At 70.9% G+C, this 20,733-nt stretch carries 22 protein-coding genes and 1 tRNA gene; 19 read left to right on the forward strand and 4 right to left on the reverse strand.

Annotated elements, in window-relative coordinates:
- The first annotated feature begins 33 nt into the window (after positions 1-33).
- The 17 genes from ACFQ0P_RS12505 (at position 34) to ACFQ0P_RS12585 (ending at position 17,036) form a co-directional block, all read left to right on the forward strand.
- Positions 34-1,533, forward strand: coding sequence for a primosomal protein (locus tag ACFQ0P_RS12505; RefSeq protein WP_378772448.1), 1,500 nt, complete (start codon positions 34-36; stop codon positions 1,531-1,533).
- Positions 1,533-2,570 (forward strand): HAD-IIA family hydrolase, encoded by a 1,038-nt coding sequence (locus ACFQ0P_RS12510; RefSeq protein ID WP_204979005.1) that lies wholly within the window; start codon positions 1,533-1,535, stop codon positions 2,568-2,570. Before ACFQ0P_RS12505 ends, ACFQ0P_RS12510 begins: the two co-directional genes overlap by 1 nt.
- A 40-nt stretch (positions 2,571-2,610) precedes the next feature.
- Entirely contained in the window at positions 2,611-2,778 is a 168-nt protein-coding gene (locus tag ACFQ0P_RS12515) for a hypothetical protein (protein WP_204979006.1), read from the forward strand.
- Positions 2,775-3,575 (forward strand): TlyA family RNA methyltransferase, encoded by an 801-nt coding sequence (locus tag ACFQ0P_RS12520; protein WP_204979007.1) that lies wholly within the window; start codon positions 2,775-2,777, stop codon positions 3,573-3,575. The genes ACFQ0P_RS12515 and ACFQ0P_RS12520 overlap by 4 nt, the downstream gene beginning before the upstream one ends.
- Complete coding sequence (locus ACFQ0P_RS12525) at positions 3,572-4,516, forward strand: NAD kinase (RefSeq protein WP_204979008.1); 945 nt, start codon at positions 3,572-3,574, stop codon at positions 4,514-4,516. Before ACFQ0P_RS12520 ends, ACFQ0P_RS12525 begins: the two co-directional genes overlap by 4 nt.
- A complete protein-coding gene (gene recN / locus ACFQ0P_RS12530; protein ID WP_204979009.1) occupies positions 4,513-6,201 on the forward strand; it encodes a DNA repair protein RecN in 1,689 nt (562 codons plus the stop codon). Before ACFQ0P_RS12525 ends, recN begins: the two co-directional genes overlap by 4 nt.
- A gap of 95 nt (positions 6,202-6,296) precedes the next feature.
- Positions 6,297-7,994, forward strand: a complete 1,698-nt coding sequence (locus ACFQ0P_RS12535; RefSeq protein WP_204981398.1) for a CTP synthase — start codon at positions 6,297-6,299, stop codon at positions 7,992-7,994.
- Positions 7,987-8,601 carry an NUDIX domain-containing protein gene (locus ACFQ0P_RS12540; protein WP_204979010.1) on the forward strand — a complete coding sequence of 205 codons (615 nt, stop codon included), beginning with the start codon at positions 7,987-7,989 and terminating at the stop codon, positions 8,599-8,601. Before ACFQ0P_RS12535 ends, ACFQ0P_RS12540 begins: the two co-directional genes overlap by 8 nt.
- 1 nt (position 8,602) lies before the next feature.
- The gene (gene xerD, locus ACFQ0P_RS12545) at positions 8,603-9,544 is read left to right on the forward strand and encodes a site-specific tyrosine recombinase XerD (protein WP_204979011.1); all 942 of its coding nucleotides are present in this window, start codon (positions 8,603-8,605) and stop codon (positions 9,542-9,544) included.
- Positions 9,545-9,591: 47 nt separating this feature from the next.
- Positions 9,592-10,497, forward strand: coding sequence for a ParA family protein (locus ACFQ0P_RS12550; RefSeq protein ID WP_378772455.1), 906 nt, complete (start codon positions 9,592-9,594; stop codon positions 10,495-10,497).
- Positions 10,481-11,347, forward strand: a complete 867-nt coding sequence (locus ACFQ0P_RS12555; protein ID WP_204979012.1) for a segregation and condensation protein A — start codon at positions 10,481-10,483, stop codon at positions 11,345-11,347. The genes ACFQ0P_RS12550 and ACFQ0P_RS12555 overlap by 17 nt, the downstream gene beginning before the upstream one ends.
- Positions 11,337-11,936, forward strand: a complete 600-nt coding sequence (gene scpB, locus ACFQ0P_RS12560; RefSeq protein ID WP_204979013.1) for an SMC-Scp complex subunit ScpB — start codon at positions 11,337-11,339, stop codon at positions 11,934-11,936. Before ACFQ0P_RS12555 ends, scpB begins: the two co-directional genes overlap by 11 nt.
- Positions 11,933-12,754 carry a pseudouridine synthase gene (locus tag ACFQ0P_RS12565; RefSeq protein WP_204979014.1) on the forward strand — a complete coding sequence of 274 codons (822 nt, stop codon included), beginning with the start codon at positions 11,933-11,935 and terminating at the stop codon, positions 12,752-12,754. Before scpB ends, ACFQ0P_RS12565 begins: the two co-directional genes overlap by 4 nt.
- 11 nt (positions 12,755-12,765) lie before the next feature.
- The gene (locus tag ACFQ0P_RS12570; protein WP_204981401.1) at positions 12,766-13,872 is read left to right on the forward strand and encodes a prephenate dehydrogenase; all 1,107 of its coding nucleotides are present in this window, start codon (positions 12,766-12,768) and stop codon (positions 13,870-13,872) included.
- The gene (gene cmk, locus ACFQ0P_RS12575; RefSeq protein ID WP_204979015.1) at positions 13,865-14,581 is read left to right on the forward strand and encodes a (d)CMP kinase; all 717 of its coding nucleotides are present in this window, start codon (positions 13,865-13,867) and stop codon (positions 14,579-14,581) included. The genes ACFQ0P_RS12570 and cmk overlap by 8 nt, the downstream gene beginning before the upstream one ends.
- Complete coding sequence (der, locus tag ACFQ0P_RS12580; RefSeq protein WP_204979016.1) at positions 14,571-16,106, forward strand: ribosome biogenesis GTPase Der; 1,536 nt, start codon at positions 14,571-14,573, stop codon at positions 16,104-16,106. Before cmk ends, der begins: the two co-directional genes overlap by 11 nt.
- A gap of 30 nt (positions 16,107-16,136) precedes the next feature.
- Positions 16,137-17,036 carry an NUDIX domain-containing protein gene (locus tag ACFQ0P_RS12585; protein ID WP_204979017.1) on the forward strand — a complete coding sequence of 300 codons (900 nt, stop codon included), beginning with the start codon at positions 16,137-16,139 and terminating at the stop codon, positions 17,034-17,036.
- A 12-nt stretch (positions 17,037-17,048) separates the two neighbouring features.
- On the opposite strand, the gene ACFQ0P_RS12590 is transcribed toward ACFQ0P_RS12585, so the two are convergent.
- From ACFQ0P_RS12590 to ACFQ0P_RS12600, 3 genes are all read right to left on the reverse strand, one after another.
- Entirely contained in the window at positions 17,049-17,414 is a 366-nt protein-coding gene (locus ACFQ0P_RS12590) for an RNA-binding S4 domain-containing protein (protein WP_204979018.1), read from the reverse strand.
- A gap of 16 nt (positions 17,415-17,430) precedes the next feature.
- On the reverse strand, positions 17,431-18,120 hold the full coding sequence (locus ACFQ0P_RS12595; RefSeq protein WP_204979019.1) for a lysoplasmalogenase family protein: 690 nt from the start codon (positions 18,118-18,120) through the stop codon (positions 17,431-17,433).
- An 89-nt stretch (positions 18,121-18,209) separates the two neighbouring features.
- Positions 18,210-18,797 (reverse strand): GNAT family N-acetyltransferase, encoded by a 588-nt coding sequence (locus ACFQ0P_RS12600; protein ID WP_204979020.1) that lies wholly within the window; start codon positions 18,795-18,797, stop codon positions 18,210-18,212.
- 124 nt (positions 18,798-18,921) lie between these two features.
- Between ACFQ0P_RS12600 and ACFQ0P_RS12605 the strand changes: the two genes are divergently transcribed.
- A tRNA-Pro gene (locus ACFQ0P_RS12605) sits at positions 18,922-18,995 on the forward strand.
- 159 nt (positions 18,996-19,154) lie between these two features.
- A complete protein-coding gene (locus ACFQ0P_RS12610) occupies positions 19,155-20,147 on the forward strand; it encodes an aldo/keto reductase (RefSeq protein WP_204979021.1) in 993 nt (330 codons plus the stop codon).
- 39 nt (positions 20,148-20,186) lie between these two features.
- On the opposite strand, the gene ACFQ0P_RS12615 is transcribed toward ACFQ0P_RS12610, so the two are convergent.
- Positions 20,187-20,654, reverse strand: coding sequence for a DUF1294 domain-containing protein (locus ACFQ0P_RS12615; RefSeq protein ID WP_204979022.1), 468 nt, complete (start codon positions 20,652-20,654; stop codon positions 20,187-20,189).
- Positions 20,655-20,733 lie beyond the last annotated feature (79 nt).

Consider the following 20,733-nt stretch of genomic DNA (forward strand, 5'->3'; position numbering starts at 1 on the left):
TGATCAGATCACGGGTATCGGAAGGATCGAGATATGGCCGAGCAGGAGCCGCGAGACGGGTCGGGCGATCGCTCGTCGACCGGACGTGCGAGTGACAGGCCGTCTTCGACCCACGGATCCACATCCCGGAAGCCCTTTCAGAAGCGCGACGGTGACCGCAAGCCGTACCCGAAGCGCGATGGCGAGCGGAAGCCGTACGAGAAGCGCGACGGTGACCGCAAGCCGTACCCGAAGCGCGATGGCGAGCGGAAGCCGTACGAGAAGCGCGACGGTGACCGCAAGCCGTACGAGAAGCGCGACGGTGACCGCAAGCCGTACGCGAGCCGTGACGGTGATCGCAAGCCGTACCCGAAGCGCGATGGCGAGCGGAAGCCCTACGAGAAGCGCGACGGTGACCGCAAGCCGTACCCGAAGCGCGATGGCGAGCGGAAGCCCTACGAGAAGCGCGACGGTGACCGCAAGCCGTATGCGAGCCGCGACGGAGACCGTGGCTCCCAGCGTGCTGGCCGGCCGGATCGACCCACTCGGGGCGGAGCCGGGCGCCCGGATCGTGCCACTCGGCCGGAGGAGATCCGTCCGGTCCGGCCTCGCCACGACGACCCAGTCATTCCTGACGAGGTCACACCGAAGGATCTGCACCCGAGCGCGCGAAACGAGCTCAAGACGCTGAGCAAAGAGAACGCCGAGCAGGTGGCGCGGCATCTCGTGATGGCCTCAGAGCTCATCGACGACGACCCCGCGTTGGCGCATCAGCATGCGCTGTCGGCATCGCGGCGCGCCGGCCGGATCGCCATCGTGCGAGAGACCCTGGCCATCACGGCATACGCGACGGGGGACTACGCTCTCGCGCTCCGTGAGCTGCGCACGTACCGCCGCATCTCCGGCAAGGATGACCAGATCGCGCTCATGGTCGACAGTGAGCGCGGAGTAGGACGCCCCGACCGGGCACTCGAGGTCGGTCGGGGCGTGGACCGGGCCTCGCTCGCCACCGATGTCCGCGTGAGTCTTGCGATCGCCATGTCGGGCGCGCGCCTCGATCTCGGTCAGCCCGAGCGGGCGCTCCAAGAGCTCGACATCCCCGAGCTCGACCCTGATCGCGCGTTCGAGTGGAGCCCGGCGCTCTTCTCCGCACGGGCGACCGTGCTCGAGGAACTCGGCCGAACCGAGGAGGCTGCTCGCTGGACCGAGCGGGCGCAGGTGGCCGAAGACGCGATCGACGCGGCCCACGGCGCGGGCGATCTGGAGACGGTCTTCGTCGACGAGATCTTCGAGATCGACGACGCCGACTCCGAAACCGACGACGCCCCGGCAGAGCCCGACGCCGAGGACGACCCGACTGCCGAGGCCGCAGGCGAAGACGCCCCGACTGCGGAGGGAGTCCGCGATCACGACGACGGCGGGGGAGCGGCATCCACCTCGCTGACGGTTGAGGACGAGGTCGCCGAGATCCTCGCCGATGCCGGGGTCGATGAGGCGCCTGGCGCGGAGGACGGCTCGACGGGCGCCGTCGACGACGAAGGCACCGCCCGCTGATGCCGCTGTTCGGACGCCGCGCGCAGCCGGCCGCTCCGCTCGACGGCGTCGATGTCGTCCTCGCAGACCTCGACGGGGTCGTGTACGCGGGTGCGGGCGCGCTGCCGCACGCGGTGGAGAGCCTCAACCGCGCGCGCGAGGGCCGCGCGATCGGCTATATCACCAACAACGCTTCGCGAACGGATGCCTCGGTGGCGGCGCATCTGTCGGAACTGGGCCTCTCCACCCGACCCGCGGACGTGGTGACGAGTCCGCAGGCGGCGATGCGCCTGCTCTCGCGCCGGGTGGCGCCGGGCTCGAAGATCCTCGTGGTCGGGGGCGAGGGACTGGTCGACGAGGTGACGAAGGCGGGCTTCATCGTCACGCGGTCGGCCGAGGATGCCCCGGCAGCCGTCGTCCAGGGGTTCGCCCCCGAGGTCGGCTGGACGCAGCTGGCGGAGGCGGCTTTCGCGCTCAAGGTGCCGGAGGAAGACGGCGGCATCCCGTGGATCGCCACGAACACCGACTGGACGATCCCGCAAGCGCGTGGGGTGGCTCCGGGAAACGGCACCCTCGTGTCGGCGGTGCACACCGCGGTCGGCCGCCTGGCGACGGTCGCGGGCAAGCCCGAGGTGCCGATCTTCGAAGAGGCGGTCGCCCGCTTCGGCGCACAGCATCCGATCTTCCTCGGAGACCGCCTGGACACCGACATCCTCGGGGCGAATCGCGCGGGCATCCCCTCAGCGCTCGTGCTGACGGGAATCGACCGACCCAAGCACGTCCTCGCCGCTCCGCAGGGCTCGCAGCCCACCTTCATCCTCGGCGATCTGCGCGAACTGCACGAGCCGTACCCGGACGTCGTCGTCGTGAACTCGCGGGCGACCGTGCGGGGCGCGGCCGTCGAGATCGACGGACCCGACGTCCGCATCCTGTCTCAGGGCGACCGTCCGATCGACCTGCTGCGGGCCGGCGCCGCAGCGATCTGGTCGACCGGGCGCGCCATCTTCGGGTTCCGCGTTCCCGAGCAGCTTTACGCGGATCCGTTCCACCGTCCCTGAGTCGCCGGGCTGCGACGGAGGTTCGCCGTATCCTGGGGTGATGGTGCAGCCAGATCCGTCCCGCGAAATCGATCCCGGCGATCTGCTGTCCACCCTCGAGGTCATCGAAGCGCAGCCGCTGGTCACGCGGGCCGACGCCTACGAGGCGCTGCACGACACCCTCGCCCGCCGACTCGAGGCGGCTCCCGCCGATCCGGCGGCCCCGTGACCGCGCGTCTCGATGCCGCGCTCGCGGCCCGGGGGCTCGCCCGCTCGCGCACCCACGCGGCGACGCTCATCGCGGAGGGACTGGTCTCCGTCGACGGCAGGCCGGTCGTGAAGGCGTCGACGGCCGTGCCGGAGGAGGCCGTCATCGAGGTCGCCGGCGCGGATCACTACGTGAGCCGCGCCGCGCACAAGCTCATCGCCGGACTGGGCGCGTTCGGAGTGGATGTCCGCGGCCGGCTCGCGCTCGATATGGGCGCATCGACCGGCGGATTCACCCAGGTGCTGCGCGAGCGGGGCGCCGAGCCGGTGATCGCAGTGGATGTCGGACACGGGCAGCTCGCGGCATCCATCTCCGCCGACCGCGGCGTGGTATCGATCGAGGGCTTCAACGTGCGGCACATGACTGCCGCCTCCCTCGCCGAGGCCAGCGGCATCGCGGCGGCCCCGTCGGTCGTGACCGGCGATCTGTCGTTCATCTCGCTGACGCACGTCCTGCCCGCCGCGCGCGCCGTCGTCGACGACGACGGGGATCTCGTCCTCCTGGTCAAGCCCCAGTTCGAGGTGGGCCGCACGTCGGTCAAGGGCGGCCTGGTGACCGATCCCGGTCTTCGCGCCGACGCCGTCGCGGGAGTGCTGTGGTCGGCCTGGGACGCGGGCCTCGGCACGTGCGGGGTCATCGCCTCCCCGATCGCCGGGACGCACGGCAATTCCGAGTACATCGCGCACCTCGCGCCGGCGCGGGGGACCAATCCGACAGAATGGTTGAGCACCGTGAACCGACTGGCGGGAGCCCGATGACCGACCCCGATGACCGCGCCGAGCGCAACATCCTCGTCGTCGCGCACGCCCATCGCGACGACACCGTCTTCGCTGCCGAACGCGTGGTCGCGGCGCTGCGGGGGGCTGGCGCCCGCCCCGTCCTGGCGGCGGACGACCGCGCCGAGCTGTCGGCGGTGATCCCTTCCTTCGGCGAGGTGAGCGTGCTCGGCGAGGACGTGCCGGTGTCCGAGATCGAGCTCGCCATCGTGCTCGGCGGCGACGGCACGATCCTTCGCGCGGCCGAACTCGTGCGCGACGGCACGGCGCCCGTGCTCGGCATCAACATGGGGCACGTCGGCTTCCTGGCCGAGATCGAGCGCGACGACATGGACGACGCGGTGCGCCGCGTCATCGCCCGCGACTACGAGGTCGAGGAGCGGCTCGCACTTTCGGTCCGGGTGAAGGATGCCGCGGACTCCGTGCTCTACGAGACGTGGGCGCTGAACGAGGCGACGGTCGAGAAGGCCAGCCGCGAGCGGATGCTGGAGGTCGTCATCGAGGTCGACGGACGCCCGCTGTCGTCGTTCGGATGCGACGGCGTCGTGGTGTCCACTCCGACGGGCTCGACCGCCTACAACTTCTCCGCGGGCGGTCCGGTGATCTGGCCGACGGTGGAGGCGATCTCGGTCGTGCCGCTGTCGGCCCATGCGCTCTTCGCGAAGCCGCTCGTTGTCGGCCCCGAGCACGCGGTGGCGATCGAGGTGCTCGAACGCACCAACGGCGTCGGGATCCTGTGGTGCGACGGCCGGCGCTCGCACGATCTTCCACCGGGCGCGCGCGTCGTCGTGCGCCGCTCCGAGCGACCCGTCCGGCTCGCGCGGCTGCACCCCGCGCGCTTCACCGACCGCCTCGTGCGCAAGTTCCGGCTGCCCGTGGAGGGCTGGCGCGGGCCGGCCGCCATCGCGGGGGCGCCTGGATGATCGAGGAGATGCGGCTGCGGGATCTCGGCGTCATCGCCGAGGCGACGCTCCCGATCGGCCCTGGATTCACCGCGATCACCGGCGAGACCGGTGCGGGCAAGACGATGGTCGTCACGGGTCTCGGGCTCCTGCTGGGTCAGCGTGCCGACTCGGGCGCCGTGCGCTCGGGGGCGAGCCAGGCGACGGTGGACGGCGTGTGGATCGTCCCCGAGCAGGGTGCGGTTGCCGATCGCGTGCGGGATGCCGGCGGAGACCTGGAGCCGCTGGGCGACGGCCGGGCGGAGCTCTTCGTGGGGCGCTCGATCTCCAGCGAAGGGCGCGGACGCGCCTCGGTGGGCGGACGAACGGCTCCGGCGGGGGTGCTGGCCGATCTCGCCGACGACCTCGTCGTCGTCCACGGTCAGTCCGATCAGCTGCGACTGCGCAGCGCCGCGGCGCAGCGCGACGCGCTCGACCGCTTCGGAGGCGCGCCCGTGCAGTCGGCACTGGCCGGCTACCGCACCGCGTACGAAAGGTGGCGCGCGGTCGATCGCGAGCTCTCCGAACTCACCGATGATCGCGAGGCCCGCGCGCGAGAGGCCGACGAACTGCGCGCCCAGGTCGCCGAGATCGAACAGGCGGCACCGAGCCCCGGCGAGGACGCCGAGCTCTCGGCACGGGCGGAGCGGCTCGCCAACGCCGAGGAGCTGCGCGCCGCGGCGGCGATCGCGCACGACGCGCTCTCCGGCGACGGCGAGCCCGACGCGGCGTCGCTGCTGGCCGAGGCCCGGCGCGCACTCGAGCGAGTCCACGACCCGGCGCTCGAGGACCTCGCGGGCCAGGTGGCCGACCTCGGCTATCGCACCTCGGACGTCGCCGCTGCGCTGGCCGGGTACCTCGCGGATCTCGACGAATCCGGCCCTCACGAACTCGCCGCGGTGGAGGAGCGCCGGGCCGTGCTGGCGACGCTCGTTCGCGTCCACGGCTCGCTCGAGGCGGCGATCGATCTGCTCGACACCGGTTCGGCGCGGCTCGCCGAGCTCGACGACGACTCCGAGCGCGTCGAGCGTCTCTCGGCGGAGCGGGAGGCTGCAGCATCCGCCCTCGATGAAGCGGCCGACCTGCTCACCGCCGCCCGCACCGCCGCCGCCCAGCGGCTGGGAGAGGCCGTCACCGAAGAGTTGCGCGCACTGGCGATGCCCGATGCGCGCCTGACCGTCTCGGTCTCGCCGGGCGCCGAGTCCGCCTTCGGGCGCGACGACGTCTCCCTCCTCCTCGCTCCCCATCCTGGCGCCGTCCCCCGCCCGGTCTCGCGCGGCGCCTCGGGCGGTGAGCTCAGCCGCGTCATGCTCGCCATCGAGGTCGTCATCGCCGCCGTCGACCCCGTCCCGACGTTCGTCTTCGACGAAGTGGATGCCGGGATCGGCGGTGCGGCCGCGATCGAGGTGGGGCGTCGCCTGGCGAGACTCGCGCAGTCGTCGCAGGTCATCGCCGTGACACATCTCGCGCAGGTCGCGGCGTTCGCCACCAACCACCTCACGGTCGTCAAGGAGACGGGGGATTCGGTCACGGCGTCCGACGTCCGCCGCCTCGAGGGGGCGGACCGCGAGGCGGAGATGGCCCGGCTGCTGTCGGGGATGCCGGATTCGGATGCCGCGCTCCTGCACGCCCGCGAACTCCTCGGCCTTCGAGCGGAGGTCGTATGAGCCGGCCCGTCGCCCGCGACAGCGCCGCGTCGCCTCCACCGTGGCGCGTTCGCTCAGGCTCGACCCCCCGACGTGAGATAGGATAAAAGCCCGTGATGCAGACTTCTGGTTCTTCCCGCGGCGACTCTTCGAACGACACCACCAAGCACATCTTCGTGACCGGTGGTGTCGTTTCCTCTCTGGGCAAGGGCCTCACCGCCGCCAGCCTCGGAAACCTGCTCACCGCGCGGGGACTCCGGGTCGTGATGCAGAAGCTCGACCCGTATCTCAACGTCGACCCGGGAACCATGAACCCGTTCCAGCACGGCGAGGTCTTCGTCACCGACGACGGCGCCGAGACCGATCTGGACATCGGGCACTACGAACGATTCCTCGACATCGAGCTGAGCCAGGCGGCGAACGTCACGACGGGTCAGATCTACTCGCAGGTCATCGCGCGCGAGCGGCGCGGGGAGTACCTCGGCGACACGGTGCAGGTGATCCCGCACATCACCGACGAGATCAAGCGCCGCATGCGTCTGCAGGCGTCCGAAGAGCCGCGGCCCGACGTGATCATCACCGAGATCGGCGGCACGGTCGGCGACATCGAGTCCCAGCCGTTCATCGAGTCCGCGCGCCAGATCCGCCATGAGCTCGGCCGCAACAACGTCTTCTTCGTGCACGTGTCGCTCGTTCCCTTCATGGGCGCCTCGGGGGAGCAGAAGACCAAGCCGACGCAGCATTCGGTGCAGGCACTGCGTCAGATCGGCATCCAGCCCGACGCGCTCGTGCTGCGCAGCGATCGTCCGGTGACCGAGTCGAACAAGCGCAAGATCGCCCTCATGTGCGACGTCGACGAAGAGGCGGTGGTCAACGCCGTCGACGTGCCGAGCATCTACGACATCCCGTCGATGCTCAACGAGCAGGGTCTCGACGAGTACCTCGTCCGGGCGCTGGGTCTGTCGAAGGCGGCGGAGGTGGACTGGTCGCGATGGGAGCGGGTGCTCCAGGCGGTCCACAACCCCAAGCACGAGGTCACGATCGGTCTCGTGGGCAAGTACATCGATCTGCCCGACGCCTACCTGTCCGTGACCGAGGCGCTCAAGGCCGGCGGATTCGCGCAGGAGACCCACGTCACCATCCGGTGGATCCCGTCCGACGAGTGCGAGACCCCCGAGGGCGCCGCGAAGGCGCTCGCGCCGCTGGACGGCATCGTCATCCCGGGCGGCTTCGGCATCCGCGGTATCGAGGGGAAGATCGGGGCGCTCAAGTTCGCACGCGAGCAGGGCATTCCGACGCTCGGCATCTGTCTCGGCCTGCAGTGCATCGTGATCGAGTACGCCCGTCACGTCGCGGGGATCCAGGATGCGTCCTCGAGCGAGTTCGACCCCGACACCGAGCACCCGGTCATCGCGACGATGGAGGAGCAGATCGACATCCTCGAGAGCGGTGACCTGGGGGGCACGATGCGGCTCGGCCTCTATCCCGCGGCTCTCGCCGAGGGATCGATCGCGGCCGAGGTGTACGGCGCCACGACGGCGTCCGAGCGCCACCGTCACCGGTACGAGGTCAACAACCGCTACCGCGATCGGATCGCCGAGGCGGGCCTGGTGTTCTCGGGGATCAACCCCGACCTCGATCTCGTCGAGTACGTCGAGCTGCCGCGCGATGTCCACCCGTACTACATCGCGACGCAGGCCCACCCCGAGCTGCGCTCGCGCCCGACCGACGCGAACCCGCTCTTCCGGGGTCTCGTGGGTGCCGCGCTCGAGCGCCACCGGTCGAGCGAGCTGTTCGACGTCGAGAATGACTGACTCCGTGAGCGCGCCGCTGTCCGACGAGCCCGTCTCGGCGGAGGTGCTCGACAGCGACCTCGTGTACGAGGGGCGCGTGTGGGACGTGCGCAGCGACACCGTTGCCTACAACGGCGGGCGGATCGTCCGGCAGTACGTCGACCACCCGGGTGCGGCGGCGATCGTCGCGCTGGACGAGCGCGACCGGATGCTGCTCATCCAGCAGTACCGGCACCCGATCCGCCACCGCGACTGGGAGGTCCCCGCCGGACTGCTGGACATCGAGGGGGAGTCGCCGCAGCAGACCGCCGTGCGCGAGCTCGCCGAGGAGGCGGACCTCACCGCCACGTCGTGGGAGCCCCTCGTGAGCATCTTCACCACCCCCGGCGGCAACGACGAGGTCGTGCACCTGTTCCTCGCACGGGGCTTGTCGTCGGCAGGCGAGACGTATGCTCGCGAGGACGAGGAGGCTGACATCCGCATCGAGTGGATGCCGCTGGCCGACGTCGTCGCCGGCGTGCTCTCGGGCCGCCTGCGCAACGGCATCCTCGCGGTGGGGGCGCTCGCCGCGGCCGAGCGCCTGCGCGGCGCGGCCGCGGAGGTCGCGGGCGGCGTTCCCGGGGTGTGACGTGCGGCTCGAGCGCGCGATGGACGCCTACCTGCGTCACATCTCGATCGAGCGCGGCTTGTCGGAGAACACCGTCACGGCCTACCGTCGCGACCTCACGGGGTACGTGGCCTGGCTGGCGGAGCGCGGCATCGCCGACTCCACGGAGGTGACGCCCGAGGTCGTCGCGACGTTCGCGGCCGAGCGCGCCGCTGCTCAGCCGCCTGTCGCGGCGTCCTCGCTCGCCCGTCTTCAGTCCTCGGTGCGCGGGCTCCACCGCTTCCTGGCGCGCGAGGGCATCGAGTCCTCCGACCCCTCGGCACGGCTCCGGCCGCCGAAGCAGCCCCGCCGCCTGCCCAAGGCGCTCACGATCGACCAGGTCGAGTCGCTTCTCGACGCGGCGGGTCCGGCGCCGGCCCTACCCGACGGCGCCGCGGGTGCACCGGCCGGTGACCTCATCGGGTTGCGGGACCGCGCCCTGCTCGAACTGCTCTACGCCACCGGCGCGCGCGTTTCGGAGGCCGTGCAGCTCGACGTCGACGACCTCGCCCACGGCGATGTGATCCGGGTGAGGGGCAAGGGCTCCAAGGAGCGGATCGTGCCGGTCGGGTCCTACGCGCGCGCCGCCCTCGAGGCGTACCTGACGCGAGCACGTCCGGAGCTCTCGCGGCGCGGTCGCGCGACGCCCAAGCTGTTCCTCGGTGCGCGCGGTGCTCCGCTGTCGAGGCAGAGCGCGTGGCTCATCATCCACGACGCCGCAGAGCGTGCGCAGCTCACCTCGCACGTCTCGCCGCATACGCTGCGTCACTCGTTCGCCACGCACCTGCTGCAGGGCGGAGCCGACGTGCGCGTGGTCCAGGAGCTGCTCGGGCACGCGTCCGTCGCGACGACCCAGATCTACACGCACGTCTCGGTCGACGCCCTCCGCGACGTCTACGTGACCTCTCATCCGCGCGCCCGCTGACGGTTCCGGGGTGCGGGGCCGCACCGTGACTAGAATCGGTGCACGGCATGGGAAAGTCAGGAGAGTCTGTGGCGGGCAGCAAGCGGGGCGCGACGAAGGCCTCAGGCGACGACACGCCGATCGGTCCCACCGGGCGCCCGTATCAGGGTTTCCCGACTCCGCCCAAGCTCGACGGTCACGGTCCCGCTCGCATCATCTCGCTGTGCAACCAGAAGGGCGGCGTCGGCAAGACGACGACGACCATCAACCTCGCGGCGTCGCTGGCGAACTACGGCCGACGCGTGCTCGCGGTGGACTTCGACCCGCAGGGTGCGCTCTCGGCCGGGCTCGGCATCCCGACCCATGAGATCCCGACCATCTACGACCTGCTGCTCGACAGCAAGCGCGACCCGCACGAGGTCGTCGTGCAGACGCGCGTCGACGGCCTCGACGTGATCCCGGCGAACATCGACCTGTCCGCGGCCGAGGTGCATCTGGTCAACGAGGTCGCCCGCGAGCAGACACTGGCACGCGCGCTGCGCCGTCTGGCACCGGACTACGACGTGATCCTCGTCGACTGCCAGCCCTCCCTGGGCCTGCTCACGGTGAATGCGCTCACCGCCAGCCACGGGGTCATCATCCCGCTCGAGTGCGAGTTCTTCGCGCTGCGCGGGGTGGCGCTGCTGATCGAGACGATCGACAAGGTCCGCGACCGGCTCAATCCGACGATCACGCTCGACGGCGTGCTCGCCACGATGTACGACCCGCGCACGCTGCATTCCCGCGAGGTGCTCGAGCGCGTGGTGGACGCCTTCGGGGACGACGTCCTCGAGACGGTCATCGGCCGCACCGTGAAGTTCCCGGACGCGTCGGTGTCGGGCATGCCGATCACCGAGTTCGCGCCCGAGCACGCGGCTGCACAGGCGTATCTGCGGCTCGCGCGGGAGCTGGTCGCCCGTGGCGCCGTCGCCTGACCGAGAGCCCCTCGGTGCCGTTCCGTCGACCTCCGGCGGAACAGGGGATGCCCCGGCCGATGCGGGGGCGGACGGCTTCCGCGTCTCGCTCGCGGGGTTCGACGGCCCGTTCGACCTGCTGCTGACCCTCATCTCGAAGCACGAGCTCGACATCACCGAGATCTCGCTCTCGCTCGTGACGAACGAGTTCATCGCCTATCTGCGCGAGCTCGGACCGGACGAGGAGCTGGAGGAGGCCTCCGAGTTCCTCGTGGTCGCCGCGACACTCCTCGACATGAAGGTGGCCGGTCTCCTCCCGCAGGGCGAGCTGGTCGACGCCGAGTCCGTCGCCCTGCTCGAGGCACGGGACCTGCTGTTCGCACGGCTGCTGCAGTACCGCGCGTTCAAGGAGGTCTCGGCGTGGTTCGAGCGCTGCCTCCGCCGCGAGGATCGCCGGCACACGCGCTCGGTCCGCCTCGACGAGAAGTACCGGCGAGCGGTGCCCGAACTCGTCTGGACTCTCACAGTCGACGACTTCGCCGCGCTCGCCCTCCTCGCGATGACGCCGAAGGAGATCCCGCACGTCGGGCTCGACCACCTCCACGCCCCGCTCGTGAGCATCCGTGAGCAGGCCGCCGTCGTGGTGACGCTGCTGAGGGATGCCGGGACCCTGAGCTTCCGCGAGCTGGTCGCCGGCGTCACGCAGCCAGGTGTCGTCGTCGCGCGCTTCCTCTCGGTGCTGGAGCTCTATCGACACGCCGCACTGTCCTTCGAACAGCTCGAGCCGCTGGGCGAGCTCACACTGCGCTGGAGCGCGCAGCGCTGGTCCGACGAGAACCTCGCCACCCTGGGAGCCGACTATGACCGCTGAACCCCTCGATACCCCGGCGCCGCCCGCGCACACGACCGACGTCGCGCGGCGGCTCGAGGCGATCCTGCTCGTCGTCGAAGAGCCGCAGAGTCTCGTGAGCCTCGCCGCCGCGGTGGGCTCGCCCGTCCCCGCGGTGCGGCAGGCGATCGAGGGGCTCGTCGCCGACTACGACGGACTCACCGGTGGCCCGGTGCGCGGGTTCGAACTGCGTGAGGTCGGCGGCGGATGGCGACTCTACGTCCGCGAGGAGCACGACGACCTCGTCGGCGAGTTCATCAACGCGCAGGCCCCGTCGCGGCTCTCGCAGGCCGCGCTGGAGACCCTCGCCGTCATCGCGTACAAGCAGCCCGTCACGCGCAGTCAGGTCGCCTCGATCCGCGCCGTGAACGTGGACTCGGTCGTGCGCACGCTGCTCGCTCGCGGGCTCATCACCGAGCTGTTCACGGATGCCGAGACCGGTGCCATCAATTACGGGACGACCGACGCGCTGCTGGTCAACCTCGGCATCAACTCGCTCGACGAGCTGCCGCCTATCTCGCCACTGCTGGACGACGGCGCGGAAGGCTTCGACGAGGAGGCGCGGCGATGAGCGATCGCGATCCTTTCACCGCCCCCGAGGGCGTACGGCTGCAGAAGGTGCTCGCGGCCGCGGGTGTGGCGTCACGCCGTGTCGCGGAGCAGCTCATCGTCGAGGGCAGGGTGCGGGTGAACGGGAAGGTCGTCACCGAACTCGGGTCGCGGATCGACCCCGAGAACGACCTGGTCGACGTGGACGGCACCGCGGTGCAGCTGGATCAGTCCAAGCGCTACGTCATGCTCAACAAGCCGACGGGCGTGGTGAGCTCCATGAAGGACGAGCGCGGCCGCCCGGACCTTCGACGGTTCACGAATGAGTGGCCAGAGCGCCTCTACAACGTGGGCAGGCTGGATGCCGAGACCAGCGGGCTCCTCGTGCTCACCAACGACGGCGAACTCGCGCACGTGCTGGCCCATCCGTCGTTCGGTGTGACCAAGGTCTACATCGCGAAGGTGGAAGGACGCGTCACGCCGCAGACCGTTCAGCGGCTCCTCCGGGGGATCGACCTCGAGGACGGCCGGATCGCGGCAGACAAGGCGCGCCTGCTGTCGTCGTCGACCGAGGGAGGGGGATCGCTCGTCGAGCTGACCCTCCACTCGGGACGCAACCGCATCGTGCGCCGCATGATGGCCGAGGTGGGGCATCCGGTCGTCGAACTGGTCAGGCGCCAATTCGGCCCGCTCCACCTGGGAACGCTGCCAGCCGGGCGCGCACGCGAGTTGACTAAGGTGGAGCGGGGTGCTCTGCTGACTCTCGCGCGTCGCGCGACGGGCGATGCGCCCGAGCCTCGCGACGGCTCCGACCCGCGGAGCGATCAGGAGAACGAGTGACCGAGTCCACGATGTCTGCACGCGCGCGCGCCGCGCGCGTGCAGGGTACCGTGCGCATCGTCGGCGCCGGCCTCCTGGGCGCGAGCATCGGGCACGCCCTGACTGCGCTCGGGGTCGACGTCGCGCTGGATGACACGTCGCCCGCGCAGCTGCGGCTCGCCGTCGACTACGGTGCGGGCCGCCGCGCCGAAGCGGACGACGAGCCTTCGCTCGTGGTCGTGGCCGTGCCGCCGGATGTGACCTCAGACGTCATCGAGCGCGAGCTCGCCCGCTTCCCGCAGGCCGTGGTGACCGATGTCGCGAGCGTCAAGCTGGAGCCCCTGCGCGCGCTCCGCGATCGCGGCGTCGACCTCACGCACTACATCGGCTCGCATCCGCTGGCCGGGCGAGAGCGCGGCGGAGCGATCTCGGCGCGCGCCGACATCTTCATCGGCCGTCCGTGGGTGGTCTGCCGCGACGACGAGACGAGCACGGGCGACCTCGCCGTCGTCGAGGCCCTCGCTCTCGACCTCGGGGCCACGCCGATCGAGATGAGCCCCGAGGAGCACGACCGCGCCGTCGCGCTCGTGTCCCACGTGCCGCAACTCGTGGCGAGTCTCCTCGCCGGCCGCTTCGTCGAAGCGCCCGACGGCTCGCTGAGCCTCGCCGGACAGGGGGTGCGGGACACCACGCGGATCGCGGCATCCGCCCCCGAGCTGTGGGTCCAGATCCTCGGAGCCAACTCAGCGCCCGTCGTCGATGTGCTGGATGAGCTGGCGGCCGACCTCGCGACGGTCGCCGACGCGCTGCGCAGCCCCGACGCACCCGGTGCGCGCCGGGCGGTGGCCGACACGATCCGACGGGGGAACGAGGGCGTCGAGCGCCTTCCGGGCAAGCACGGTCAGAACCGTCGCTTCGAGCAGGTCGTCGTCATGGTCGACGACACGCCCGGCCAGCTCGGCCGTTTGTTCGGGGAGCTCGGCGAGCTCGACGTGAACGTGGAAGACCTTCGCCTGGAGCACTCTCCGGGCGCCCAATTCGGCTTGGCCGAGATCAGCGTCGTGCCCCGTGCGGTCCGGCGCGCCGTGGAGGGCCTGCAGGCCCGCGGCTGGAAGATTGCGAGCACCACCAATGACTGACCTCACCATCGTCGGCGGCGAGCCGTTCGTGGTCGCCATCGACGGGCCCGCCGGGAGCGGCAAGTCCAGCGTGTCCCGGCAGGTCGCACGCCGGCTCGGGTACGGGTTCCTCGACACCGGCGCCGCGTATCGCGCGCTCGCCTGGCACGCCCTCGAGCGCGGCATCGACACGTCCGACGCCACCGCGGTCCTGGAGCTCATGGGCGACTTCGACTACGCGATCTCGCTGGATCCCGACGCGTTCTGGGTGCGCGTCGGCGCCGCGGACGTGACCCAAGCGATCCGCGAGCCGCGCGTCTCCGAGGCCGTCAGCGGCGTCGCACGCGTCCCGGCGGTGCGGCAGGCCGTCAACACGCTCTTCCGGGCGCTGGTGGCGGCATCCGGTCGCCCCGGCGTGGTGATCGAAGGACGCGACATCACCACGGTCGTGGCACCCGACGCACCCGTGCGGATCCTGCTGACCGCCGCCCCGGAGGTACGCGCGGCCCGCCGCTCCGCGGAGCTGACCGGGCAGGATGCCGCTGACGTCGCCGCCGCTCTGCACAAGCGGGACGCGTCCGACTCCGCCGTGGTCGACTTCCTCACCGCCGCGCCCGGCGTCGAGGTCGTCGACTCCACCCACCTCGACTTCGATCAGACCGTGGATGCCGTGATCGGCGTGATCCACGCGACGGTCCCGGCACCCACGGGAGCGAACGATGGCCGCTGACAACCCCGAAAACGACGAGTACGAAGCCGGCGAGGACCACCTCGCCGAGAATCTCTCCGCCCTCGACGACGAGCTCGTCGAGCAGCGAGCGGCGTCGCTGCGGGCCGGTCTCGACGACTACGACCTTGATGACGAGGACGCGGCCATCCTGGCCGGCGTCGCGCGCGGCGAGGACGGCATCGAGCTCCTCCCGGCACTGCCGGTCGTGGCGATCGTCGGGCGTCCGAACGTCGGCAAGTCCGCGCTGGTGAACCGCATCCTCGGGCGCCGTGAGGCGGTCGTGGAGGACACGCCGGGCGTGACGCGCGACCGCGTGACCTATAAGGCCGAGTGGATGGATCGCCGGTTCTCGCTGGTGGACACCGGCGGGTGGGAGCCCGACGCGCGGGGGATCGACCGCTCGGTCGCGGCGCAGGCGGAGGTCGCGATCGATCTGTCCGACGTCGTCCTCTTCGTCGTGGACGCGATGGTTGGGGCGACCTCCACCGATGAGCATGTCGTGCGCTTGCTCCGCAAGAGCGGCAAGCCGGTCTTCCTCGTGGCGAACAAGATCGACGATGCCCGCCAGGAACCCGAGGCCGCGGCCCTGTGGAACCTGGGACTGGGGGAGCCGCACCCCGTGTCGGCCATCCACGGGCGCGGCGTCGCGGACCTCCTCGACGAGATCATGAAGGTGCTGCCGGATGTGTCCGCCGTGGCCAAGGCCGAGATCGGCGGCCCGCGCCGCGTCGCGATCCTCGGGCGTCCCAACGTCGGCAAGTCGTCGCTGCTCAACAAGGCGGCCGGCGAGGAGCGGGTCGTTGTCAACGAGCTCGCGGGCACCACGCGCGACCCGGTCGACGAGATCGTCGAGCTCGGCGGAAAGCTGTGGCGCCTCGTCGACACCGCCGGGATCCGCCGCCGTGTGCACCTCCAGCAGGGTGCCGACTTCTACGCGTCGCTGCGGACGTCGGCCGCGTTGGAGAAAGCCGAGGTCGCGATCGTCGTGATCGACGTGACCCAGCCGATCAGCGTGCAGGACCTCAACATCATCGACCTCGTGCTGGAGTCCGGCCGTGCGCTGGTGATCGCGTACAACAAGTGGGACCGTCTCAACGACGACGACATGGACGGTCAGGATCGCCGACGCTATCTCGAGCGCGAGATCGAGCAGGACCTCGCCCACGTCGCGTGGGCGCCGCGCGTGAACATCTCGGCGCGCACCGGCCGTCATCTCGACCGGCTCGTGCCCGCCCTCGAGACCGCGCTGGCGTCGTGGGACCAGCGCATCCCGACGGGCAAGTTCAACGCGTTCCTCACAGAGCTCGTGAACGAGCATCCGCACCCGGTGCGGGGTGGCAAGCAGCCTCGCATCCTGTTCGGAACGCAGGCCGCGACCCGGCCGCCGACGTTCGTGCTGTTCACGACCGGATTTCTCGATCCCGGGTATCGCAGGTTCATCCAGCGTCGCCTGCGAGAGATCTACGGCTTCGAAGGGTCGCCGATCGTCGTCAACATGCGGGTCCGGGAGCGGCGCCAGCGCTGACCGGTCCCGTCGGTGTGACAGGCTGGCACCGTGACGATCGAGCCCCCTGCGCCTGGTGAGCCCCGCCGGCCCACCGGGCCGCGCGACGCCGGTGACGCGTGGGTTGTCGCGCCGACGGGGGAGCGGTACTGGGGCAGGTTCGGCGCCGCGGGTCTGCTCGCCGTCGACCCCGAGCGCGGAGTGCTGCTGCAGCATCGCGTGTCGTGGAGTCACTTCGGCGACACGTGGGCGCTGCCGGGCGGTGCGCGGCACGAGGGCGAGTCCGCGTGCGACGCCGCTCTGCGCGAGGCCGCGGAAGAGGCGGGTGTTCCGGATGCCTCGATCCGGCCACGTGTGCTGTCGGTGCTCGATCTCGGCTACTGGAGCTACACGACGCTGGTCGGAGACGTCGCCACACCGTTCGAGCCGACGATCAGCGACCCGGAGAGCCGCGAACTCGCGTGGGTTCCGGTCGACGAGGTGGCGCGGCATCCACTCCACCCGGGATTCGCGGCGTCGTGGGAGCGGCTCCGGGCGCTGCTCGGCACGAGGCCGGCGATCGTCGTCGACGCCGCCGATGTGGTCGGCTCGGTGCCGGACGGGTGGTGGCGCGATCGCGCGAGGGCCGCGGAGCGCCTGCTCTCGGACGTCGCCGCTCTGGCTGCGGGCGGGGTTCCGGCGTCCGCCCTCGACCTTTCCGAAGAGTCTTGGTTCCCCGAGTGGAGCGTCGTGCTCGAGGGCCAGGCCCGCGCCGCCGGCGATGCACCGGGCGTGCACGTCGTGCGGGCCGAGGCATCCGGGGATGATGCGATCGTCGCCGAGACGCAGCGGCTGGTGACCGCGGGCCGAGTCGTGACAGTCGTCACGAGCGATCGCGGGCTGCGCGATCGTGTGGTGGATGCCGCGGCTGCGGTACGCGGGCCACGGTGGCTGCGGGATGTGATCGGGTAGACGGTAGCCGGTTCAGTGGCCCCGGAGCCGCTCGAGATCGCGCCGCTCGCGTTTGGTCGGTCGTCCGGCCCCGCGGTCGCGGACGGGAACGAACGCCGTGAGCTCGCGTGGCGGCGGGGGCGGCGTGCGGTCTTCGACCGCCTCGGCGGCGATCGCCGCGCCGACACGCTTGGTGATCGGGCGTCGCACGACGAGGATGCGGTCGAAGCCCGCGATGCGCACTCGCAGCTCGTCGCCAGGGCGGACTGGCTGAGCAGCCTTCGCCCGTTCGCCGTTCACGCGGACGTGTCCTGCGCGGCAGGCCGTCGTCGCTGCGGACCGGGTCTTGTAGACGCGGACCGCCCACAGCCACGCGTCCACGCGGGCGGCCTCGGTCACGCGATCGCCTCGGGAGTCACGCGATCGCCTCGGCCCTGACCGTCGACGGTTGACTCGAAACCGCCCGCTCCCGCACGGAGACGATGACCCCGGCGGCGAGGAGGCCCTGCCCGAGGCAGTACATGGTCATCACCACGGGGCTCGACCACGCCGGGAGGGCCTCCGGGCGGAAGAGCTCGAACGCGAGCACCGAGTCGGCGAGCAGGAAGGACGCGCCGCCGGAAGCGATGAGGGGGTGGCACCGCGCCGCGCTCGCGGCGGTTCCGGCGAGGAGCAGACCGTAGGCGGCCACGGGAACGAGGAGCGCGCCGAGGTCGTTCCAGAGCACCGCGAGAAGAGTGACGAACCACGCGGCATAGATCGCTGCCCACCAGGGAAGACGACGGACCGGGAGCACGCGCCAGAACAGCCAGATGTAGCAGAGGTGGGCCAGCGCGAAGAAGAGCAGCATGAGCGGAAGGGTGTCTGCGCCGGGGAACAGGGGGCCGGCGCCGTCACCGATCCAGGCCAGGCCGATCGCCGTCACGAGGACGGTGTGAGCGGTCGTCCACTCGCGGTGCCCCGCCCAGACGACCGCGAGAGCGAGGAACGGCATGAGCATGAGCTTCGTCGGCCCGGCGGCGTCGGTGGCGTCGACGGCGAGGGTCCAGACGTGGACGACCGACGCGAAGGCGAACGGAATGAAGGCGATCCAGAGCCGCGACATACTCCCCCTCGGATGTGCGGGCACAAGAGAGTCCATCGTCGCATGCCGAACGCCGATGTGGGAGTCCTCGCGGGTTAATTCGGTAACCGTCATCCCGCGAGCTCGAGTTCCACGATGGCGAGGTCCGCGCGCGGACGAGCGACCTCGTGGAAGCCCGCCCCGAGGAACGTCGTCAGCAGGCCATGGAACAGTTCGTTGGACGACTTCTTCCGCCCCTGATCCGGATCGAACGGGTAGGCCTCGATCGTGCGCGCGCCGCCCTCCTTTGCGAATCCGATCGCGGCCTCGAGGAGGCGTTCATTGAGGCCTTTGCCGCGGTGCTCCCTCCGGACCACGAAGCAGCTCACCGCCCACACCGTCTCGTCGTCCCACGGTTCTGGCGAATGTGCGGAGAAGTTGCGCGTGCGCGCGAGTCGGCGTTGGCGGGTACGCGGCCCGACTCGCACCCACCCGGCGGGTTCGCCGTCGACATACGCGATGAGCCCGGGTGGGGGCCCGGTCTCGACTTCGTCGCGGAACAGCTGCTCGCGTTCCTGCGCCGTCGACGCGTTCCACTCGGTGTTCGTGATCGTCCACCACTGGCACTGGCAGCTCCGCCCATCGCCGCCCCCTTCCCAGGTGTGCTGCGCATCGGCGAACCGGTCGGGGGTCGCGGGCTCGATGGTGATCTGAGGCATGCGGCGACGGTACTCCGGGCGACCGACATGGGCGAAGCAGGCGCCGTGACGTGTGGTGCGCCGGTTCGCGGCGCGTCCGGGGACCGGGTAGGATGGGGGAGTTGTCCGCGCTCCGGCCGGGCATCGGGATGTGGCGCAGCTTGGTAGCGCACTTGACTGGGGGTCAAGGGGTCGCAGGTTCAAATCCTGTCATCCCGACAGAGAAAGCCCCGGTAGATCTGAGGATCTGCCGGGGCTTCGTCGTTGCCCGCACCAGCAGGCGGGGGTGAAGCGGGATCGGGCTCCGAACCCGATGTCGCCCGCCCGTGCCATGCTGGATCACGCCGCAGGATCCGCGGCCATACGAAGGGGAACCCCATGCAGCACCGTCCTCTCGGCCGGACCGGACGCGCGGTCTCGGCGGTCGGCCTCGGCACCTGGCAGCTCGGCGCCGACTGGGGTGCCGTCAGCGAGGAGGACGCGCGTGCCGTGCTCGCGGCATCCGCAGATCGCGGAGTGACCCTGTTCGACACCGCCGACGTCTACGGCGATGGGCGCAGCGAGTCGATCATCGGGCGGTTCCTCGCCGGCCGTGGCGGCCACGACATCACGGTGGCGACCAAGATGGGTCGCCGGCTCGCCCAGGAACCCGAGAACTACACGCCCGAGAACTTCCGTGCGTGGACCGACCGCTCCCGAACGAACCTCGGGGTCGAGACCCTTGATCTGGTGCAGCTGCACTGCCCGCCGACGGCCGTCATCGAGGATGACGCGACCTACGAGGCGCTGGACGCACTGGTGGCAGACGGGGCGATCGCGGCTTATGGAGTATCGGTCGAGACGACCGCGCAGGCGCTCGCCGCGATCTCGCGGCCGAACGTGACGAATGTGCAGATCATCTTCAACCCGTTCCGTCTCAAGCCGCTGGACGAGGTGCTGCCCGCAGCCGAGGCGGCAGGAGTCGCGATCTTCGCGCGCGTCCCGCTGGCGTCGGGCCTGCTCTCGGGCAAGTACACCGCCGCGACCACGTTCGCCGACGACGACCACCGCACGTACAACCGCCACGGCGAGGCGTTCGATCGCGGCGAGACGTTCTCGGGCGTGGACTACGAGGTCGGGCTGGATGCCGCGGCCGAGCTCACCGCCGCGCTACCGGACGGGGTCTCGCTCCCCGCGGCGACGCTGGCGTGGATCGCCGCGCAGCCGGGCGTCACGTCGGTGATCCCCGGAGCCCGCAACGTGCGCCAGGCCGAGGCGAATGCAGCCGCGGCAGACCTGCTCGACGACGGCTTCGACATCGCCGCCTTCGATCGCGTCGTGCGCGACGTGTACGACCGGCGCCTGCGGGAGGCCATCCACCCGCTCTGGTGATTCCCTGGCACAGCCGGGGTATCGGGGCGGATGTGCGGATCAGGAGAGTCCGAGCACACCGGCGAGAGCTGGCAGCTCCAGGGTCCAGCCCTGCACGATCGCGAGAGTCAGGAAGCCCGCCAGCGTCACGACGTTGAGGACGACGGTCGTCCAGAAGGCGCGGCGGAACGATCGCTTGCGAGTCTTGTGACGGAACACCCGCTGAGCCACGATCGAGCCGGGCCAGCCACCCAGCGCCCCGAGAAGGAGAAGACTCTGCTCGGATACGCGGGGTCGACCCCGCCGCGCGGCGCGTTTGTCGCGTCCGTAGACGGCGAGGGCGACGAGGCTCAGCACGACGTAGAGCCCGGGAAGCCACCACGGCAGCCCCAGCACGAAGAACGCGACCGCGAACGACGCGACGAAGACGATCAGAACGCTCCAGCTGAGGCTCGCGGGCAGCGGTCGGCTGAGATCTCGCGGGCGCTCTGCGGCACGGGGCGGGCGATTGGCCGAGGCGAGGGACATGAGGACGATGATAGGTCGCGCCGACCTGCGCTGAAGGCGATGGATGCCTCATCCCGGCGCGATCGGCCGGGACGAGGCA

The sequence above is a fragment of the Microbacterium insulae genome, from assembly GCF_042677065.1.
Classification (GTDB): Bacteria; Actinomycetota; Actinomycetes; order Actinomycetales; family Microbacteriaceae; genus Microbacterium; species Microbacterium insulae.